The sequence below is a fragment of the Terriglobales bacterium genome (genome assembly GCA_035487355.1).
In the GTDB taxonomy this organism is placed as follows: Bacteria; Acidobacteriota; Terriglobia; order Terriglobales; family Acidobacteriaceae; genus QIAW01.
This window is the reverse complement of the sequence record DATHMF010000053.1, coordinates 49,202-56,517: the sequence shown is the minus strand read 5'-3', so window position 1 is coordinate 56,517 and position 7,316 is coordinate 49,202. Positions and strand designations below refer to the sequence as shown.

The window sequence follows — 7,316 nt, the reverse complement described above, 5'->3', positions numbered from 1 at the left end:
GAGACGCAGCCATGGCTGCGTCTCTACATGCATTTCTATATACGTCTCCGCACATCTTCCTTGCATCACAGATTCGCTCCCCGCTATGCTTGTCAAATATGTCCACGCTGGTCGAGTGCGTCCCCAATTTTTCCGAAGGACGCGATAAACCCAAAGTTGACGCCATCGTCGAGGCCATGAAGGTTGAGGGTGTCTATCTGCTCGACCGCGAGATGGATCCCGACCACAATCGCTGTGTGATTACGCTGGTCGGCAATCGCGAAGCCATTGCTGAAGCGGCCATTCGCGGCGTGGGCAAAGCTGCCGAGCTAATTGATCTGACCCAGCATCAGGGCGCGCATCCTCGTCTCGGAGCGGCCGACGTGATTCCGTTTATCCCGATTGAAGGCGTTACCATTGAAGATTGCGTTGCCATCTCCCGCTATGTGGGTGAGGAGATATGGAAGCGCTTTCGCATTCCGGTTTATCTCTACGAAGCCGCCGCAACCAGCCCGGAGCGGCAAAATCTGGAAAACATCCGGCGCGGGCAGTTCGAAGGCTTGCGCGATGAAATTGCCACGAACCCTGCGCGCCGCCCCGATTTCGGCGAGGCGCAACTGCATCCTACTGCAGGCGCAACTGTCGTGGGAGCGCGAAGGTTTTTGATTGCCTACAACGTTTTTCTGAACACCCCTGACGTCGAGATCGCGAAGAAAGTAGCCAAGGCGGTACGTTTTTCTTCTGGCGGACTGCGTTTTGTAAAGGGTGCGGGTTTCCTGGTGCGTGGTCTGGCGCAAGTTTCCATGAACCTGACCGATTTCGAGCAGACGCCGATTGCCCGCGTCTTCGAATTCGTAAAAAGGGAAGCGTCGCGCTACGGAGTCGCCCCCGTCAGCAGCGAGATCGTTGGTCTGGTTCCTAAGAAGTCTCTGGAAGATGCGGCAGAGTGGTTCTTGCAGATTGAGAACTTCGACTCATCTTTGATTCTGGAGAACCGGCTCTCGGCGGTCATGTCCGGCAAAGTGGCGGTTGGGGGCTTGCGGGCTGGAGCGGAGCCGTTTATCGAGCAGCTTGCCGCCCCCACCGCTGTCCCGGGTGGGGGAAGCGCCTCGGCCATGGCTGGAGCCATGGCCGCAGCCCTCGGACACATGGTTGCCTCCATGTCACGCGGCAAAAAAAATTATCTGCAGTATGAGCGTGAGCTTAGCGAGGCTGTAGCCCGTCTGGCCCAGCTTCGTGAAGAACTCAAGACCGCGATTGAGGCCGACGCCGAATCTTACAAAGCCGTTGTCCAAGCCTACAAGGCTGCCAAAGATTCAAAAGACGGCGAGGCTGCCGTCAGTCTGGCTCTCAAAGGAGCTACCAATGTACCGCTGGCGGTTGCTGAGAAGAGCCGTGAAGTAGCGAGGATTCTGGAATCACTCAAGCTGATTACCAATCCGAAGATGGCCTCCGATCTTACGGTCGGTGCGGCTCTGGCCCAGGCGGCCGTAGAAGGTGCGCTGGCCAACGTGGAGATCAACCTCGAATCTCTCACCGATCAGCAGTTTATCGGTGAAGTTCGGGCCAAAACGGCGGCTTTAATTCGCTAGATACGTAATATCCAACCAAAACCGTCACCTTCACATCGAAATGAGTGAGCCAAATACATGTTGAATATAAGGTATTTGTGTGAAGTAAGGGCTGAATCCATGTCAAAATAGATAGCACGAGTTGCGAAACCAGCCCGCAGAGAGGTTGTTGTGAGATACAATTTCGGTAAGCCACTTTCAATCATGAATCGAACCTTATTTGTCGCCATACTGTTTGCGGCTGCTTCCGTTTCAGCGGGTGCGGCTGCTCTGGGAAGTACCGCACGCAGCGTGATTCCTTCTGAAGTGCAGCAGATTATCTCCGTGGACTACCGCCAGGTCATCAACTCCCAAACTGCCACTGAGCTGCACGACCGGGTTTTGCCGGACAACTTGAAGCAATTCGAGACCGCGCTGAAAGGCGTAGGCATTGATCCGCAGCGCGATATTGATCAACTGACCTTTGCCGCCTTCCGCGACAAGGGCGATCTTCGCATGGTGGGCGTGGCCCAGGGACAATTCTCCCTCAAGAAAGTCATCGCCCGTTTAAAAGTACGTAAAGTTGCTCCTACGAAATTCCATACTGCTTTTCTGTATCCCATGGGAAACGGCATGAACATGTCACTGCTGGATGAGAACACTTTGCTCTTTGGTGATCCGTCGGCAGTGAAGTCAGGGCTCTCGGCTCGCGATGGCGATATCCAGAGCTTGAACTCCAACTCGGAAGTTCTTGATCTTATGCCTGCGGTGGATGCCGGCGCCGTCTGGAGTGTGCTCGACTCCAAGGGCACGCAAACCATGATGAACTCGGCCATGGGCGATGTTGCCAACTTGGCTGAGTACCAGACACTCAGCAAACGCCTGCGCTCCTCGCGTTATGTCATGAACTTCGGCAGCGGAGTGAATTTTGATCTGGATGTGATCACCGCTGACAGTATGACCGCGGCAACGCTCTCCACTCTGGCGCGCGTGGGCATGACGTTCAGAAGAACGCAGGCCACCGGCGTGGAAAAGACTGCGCTGGAAAACATGACCGTCGATTCCGACAGTAACCAGCTCAAATTCCACTTCAAGACCGACGAGAAGCAATTTCAATCGTTGCTGAACTCAGATCTGTTTGCCGCAATGATCCGTTAGGATTGGTTTGTTTGCGGGAAGAATTTCCCTTCGTATTCCCTTCTATAATTACAGAGTACTATGCTCGATGAACGCAAGCAGCGCGAGCGCCAGATGCAAGAGGAGGGAAGACTTCCTCCCGGCCAGGCGCTCACTTTAAAGTGGCCGGTCCTGCACTACGGATCGGTGCCCAAGTTTGATCCTGCGACTTGGGATTTTCGCGTATGGGGTTTGGTTGAAAAGCCCTTGCGGTTTACTTGGAGCGAATTCAACGCCCTTGCCAGACTTCACACTACAAGTGATTTCCATTGCGTGACTCGCTGGAGCCGCTTCGAGAATGCCTGGGAGGGAGTCGCTTTTGGCGAAATTCTAAAGTTAACCCAACCCAAGCCTGCGGCAAAGTTCGTGATGATACACGCAGAAGAAGGCTTCACTGCAAATGTGCCTCTCGCCGATCTCCAACACGACAACGTCTTGTTGGCCACGCATCACGATGGCCAGCCGCTCACGCCCGAGCATGGATATCCGCTGCGCCTGATCGTGCCGCATCTGTATGCCTGGAAATCCGTTAAGTGGGTCCGCGGACTGGAGTTCATGGAGCACGACGCCCCCGGCTTCTGGGAGCAAAACGGATATCACATGTACGGCGATCCCTGGAAGGAACAGCGTTACAGTTTGGGCTAGGCGGCACATTCTCAGTGATACAAAGGGTGAGAAAAAACCCGGCGCTTCGATTCCGATTTATGAAATGCAGATTTTAGACTGCAGACTAAAGTCATATAGTTGAGAAGCACGTTGTCATCGGCCCACGTGCGTCTTGCGTTGCGGTATAATCCCTCCGGCTTGGATTCACCTCGCAGGATCCAGGCGTAGAAGCGCCCTTCTTTTGACCCTCACGAACAGCGGGGAATCTCTGGCTTACGGTCCCCGGCTCTTTATTGACGGCTAGCCCGGTGGTCACTCGTGTGCTACCAATCGGTCTGCCGTTCCAACCACAACCCCCCATTCCAGCAAACCAAGGAGTTGCTCATGAAAGCCAAAAGCAAACATCTTCGCCATAAAATCCAAAACTTTCTGGAAACATTGTGGAACAATCCAACCCAACCGAAAGAAGACACGGGTGTCGCCCGCAGAGACTTTTTGAAGTGGAGCGCGTTGGCTGGTACAGGCGCATCTATCGCGGGAGCATTGTCGGCCCCCGCGGTCCTGCGCGCAGAGACCCGTACCGATTCCGATGACGTCCCCACCCGATTCAATGAAGCCACCGTCGCAGAGTTACAGGCTGCGATGGCATCAGGCGAGACCAGCTCTGCCGAGCTGACACATTTTTATCTCAGGCGCATCAGAGCACTGGACAAGGATGACCAGGATGGCCCTGGAGTGAACTCGATCATTGAGGTGAATCCCGACGCCCTTGTCCTGGCACACGCGGCGGATGAGTTGCGTGAGCAGGGAAAAGTCTTGGGGCCTTTGCACGGCATTCCTGTGCTGCTGAAGGACAACATTGATACCGGCGACAGGATGCAGACCACCGCCGGCTCCTTCGCACTGGCCGGGGTTCCTGCGGTGCAGGACTCTACCGTGGCCGCAAAGCTGCGCGCCGGTGGCGCTGTGATTCTAGGTAAGACCACCCTCAGCGAGTGGGCCAATTTTCGCTCATTCAACTCTATCAGCGGATGGAGCGGGCGTGGTGGGCAGTGTAACAATCCTTATGGGATTGCTCGCAACCCCAGCGGCTCCAGCTCCGGGTCAGCCGCGGCGGCATCAGCCAATCTCACTGCTGTCTCGCTTGGCACGGAAACCGATGGCAGCATCGTTTCGCCGGCTTGCGTAAGCGGCGTGGTTGGGATCAAGCCGACCGTCGGTCTGACGAGCCGGGCTGGGGTTGTGCCGATCTCGCACACGCAGGATACGGTTGGACCGCACGCCCGCACCGTTGCTGACGCGGCAGCCGTGCTCAGCGTAATTGCCAGTCATGGCCCCGATGGCCGCGATCCCGCTACTGGAGGTGTTCCTCTGGGATGGCGGGGAAGATTTACCCGGCCTGCGAATCTCCCCACGGACTACACGCAGTTCCTCAATCCCAACGGGCTGAGCGGCACGCGCATTGGAGTGACACGGGCGGGACTTAACGGCTTTGATCCCAACGCTCCCACTCCGCAAAGCGTTTTGAATCTCTTCGAGAATGCAGTCACAGCAATTCAGGGTGCGGGCGCGACACTCGTGGATCTTGAGGCGCAAGGCTTCACCTTCCCGCCTGGCAATGGCGAATTCCTGGTGCTGGTGTTCGATTTCGTCAGCGATCTGCGGAACTACTTTGCCACTCGCGTAGGTGTTCCTATGGCCGGCAAGACCCTGGCTGACGCCATTGCCTTTAACAATGCCAACGCAGCAGTCGAAATGCCGTTCTTCGCGCAGGAGATCTTCGATCTGGCCCAGTCGCTTGCCACTGGTCCAGATGATCCCCAACCTGCCTTTGGTGGCATGACCTACAACCAGGCGCTGGATATTGATCGCCTCGCTACTGTGAATGGCATTGACCTGGCGCTAAGCAAGTTCAGCCTTGATGGTATCGTGTCGGCGACCGGCACGACCGCCTGGCCTACGGACCTGATCTTTGGCGATCGCTTCTTTTTCGGTACGTCGAACCTTGCAGCAATCGGCGGCTATCCCATCATCAACGTGCCCCTGGGGAACCTGTTTGGTCTACCCATGGGAATCAGCTTCTTTGGTACGGCTTTCAGCGAACCCACGCTCATCAAGCTGGCTTCCGGCTTCGAGCACGCGACCAAGGCGCGCATCGTGCCGCAGTTCCTGGACGATCTGCCGGCGGGCAAGCATGTTGATCCAAACAGCAAACCCGTTGATCGTAACTCATCAACACCCCGTCGCCGCGACGACGCAGTCGAGCAGCGCCGGCCTCACCATATGTAACTTTAAATTTATTTAAAACACCGTGGCGGAGCAGGAATGACCTGCTCCGTCACAATTTTTGGCCTGACTGCACTCTTAGCTAGGGTCGGCTGAGCTTTATGGTTTTCCGTATAAACAAAACATGAATTGCTTTTTATTAATTTTCCATGAATGCCAAATTTCTGTGGGCTTTTAATAGTGCCATCTGCTACATTCATAAATCAGGCTCAACTTACTAAAAATGTCAGGACGACCTACCTTTGCGCTTACGAGATTCGCTTCTGTTACTTTGCACAGCAATGCTGTTGTGCCTTGCTCTGTCTGCGCAGACTTCTAAGCCTTCTTCTCAAAGCACCGAACTCCCACAGGCCCCGAATCCAAATATTCCGGACACAAATGCTCCGAGTTCGAACGTGCCAAGTCAAGATTCAAAGCAAGAGAAGAGCGCCGATCCCAGCGATCCCCCTACGATCTTTGGGCACTCCAAGCCTGACTGGCTATGGGTTTCCGGACAGGCCAACATCATCTGGCAAGGACATTTCGCCTTTCACGCGCCTTATTCCGCGCCGGGCAGCCTGAGACCCAAAGGCGAACTCACCAATTCTCGCGTTTTCACTCTGTACACGGGAGTGCGCCTCGCCAAGGGAACTGAATTTCTCTTCGACATTGAAAGTGCCGAAGGACGAGGAATCAGCGACGCTCTGGGACTGGCCGGCTTTACCGATCTCGATGTGGTTCGTAACCCTGCGTTGGGTGCTGCTCCGTATATTGCGCGCATGATGCTGCATCAGGTCATTCCTCTCAGCTCCAAGATGGTTGAGTCGGAGCGCGGGCCATTTTCTCTGGCCACGGAATTGCCGGAGCGCCGCCTTGAAATCAATGCCGGGAAAATAAGCGTCGTTGATTGGTTCGACACCAATTCTGTCGCCAATAGCAGCCATGATCAATTTTTGAACTGGACGATTGACAACAACGGTGGCTACGACTACGCCGCTGATACGCGCGGCTACACCTACGGAGTTCGCGTGGAATATCAGGACCGAGATTGGGCGCTGCGCTTTGCTGAGGCGCTCATGCCAAAAATTGCCAACGGCATTGATCTCGATTGGAACCTACGCCTCGCCCGCGCGGAAAATATCGAATTCGAACTGCGGCGTTCGGCTCTCCCCAGACGGGCGGCAGTATTTCGCTTTTTGACGTATGTGAATCATGCCAACATGGGCAGCTATCAGGAAGCCATCGGCGCCTTTCTGGCAGGGAAGGATCCGGTGCCCGATGTTACTGCGCACCGTCGCAAGGGGCGTATCAAGTACGGCTTTGGTATCAGTGCTGACCAGGAAGTTTCCACTGATATGCGCGTCTTTGGACGTTGGGGCTGGAACGAAGGCAACAACGAATCCTTTGCTTATACCGAGGTCAATGAGACTATCCTGTTGGGCGCCGACTATAAAGGCATTCCCTGGGGACGCAAGTTTGACCGGGTGGGGCTGGCCTTTGTGAGCAATGGCATCTCGAAGGCGCATCAGCAATATCTGAAGCTGGGTGGTCAGGGGTTTTTGTTGGGAGACGGAAATCTGAATTACGGACGCGAAAATATCACTGAGGTCTATTACAATCTTCACCTTTGGCGCGGGATATTCAGCTCACCTGAGCTGCAATACGTTGTTAATCCCGGCTATAACCGCGATCGTGGCCCAGTTGTAGTTCCCGCATTGCGGATGCACGTAGATTTTTAAT

General features: G+C 55.1%; 5 protein-coding genes. All 5 read left to right on the top strand.

Going from position 1 to position 7,316, the window contains the following annotated elements; all coding sequences use genetic code 11:
* A partial coding sequence (ftcD, locus tag VK738_11150) for a glutamate formimidoyltransferase (GenBank protein ID HTD23204.1) occupies positions 1-1,571 on the top strand: 1,571 nt, incomplete at its 5' end.
* 183 nt (positions 1,572-1,754) lie between these two features.
* A complete protein-coding gene (locus tag VK738_11145; GenBank protein ID HTD23203.1) occupies positions 1,755-2,687 on the top strand; it encodes a hypothetical protein in 933 nt (310 codons plus the stop codon).
* Positions 2,688-2,747: 60 nt separating this feature from the next.
* Positions 2,748-3,350, top strand: coding sequence for a sulfite oxidase-like oxidoreductase (locus VK738_11140; GenBank protein ID HTD23202.1), 603 nt, complete (start codon positions 2,748-2,750; stop codon positions 3,348-3,350).
* A gap of 345 nt (positions 3,351-3,695) precedes the next feature.
* Positions 3,696-5,600 carry an amidase gene (locus VK738_11135; GenBank protein ID HTD23201.1) on the top strand — a complete coding sequence of 635 codons (1,905 nt, stop codon included), beginning with the start codon at positions 3,696-3,698 and terminating at the stop codon, positions 5,598-5,600.
* A 392-nt stretch (positions 5,601-5,992) separates the two neighbouring features.
* The gene (locus tag VK738_11130; GenBank protein HTD23200.1) at positions 5,993-7,315 is read left to right on the top strand and encodes a carbohydrate porin; all 1,323 of its coding nucleotides are present in this window, start codon (positions 5,993-5,995) and stop codon (positions 7,313-7,315) included.
* Position 7,316 lies beyond the last annotated feature (1 nt).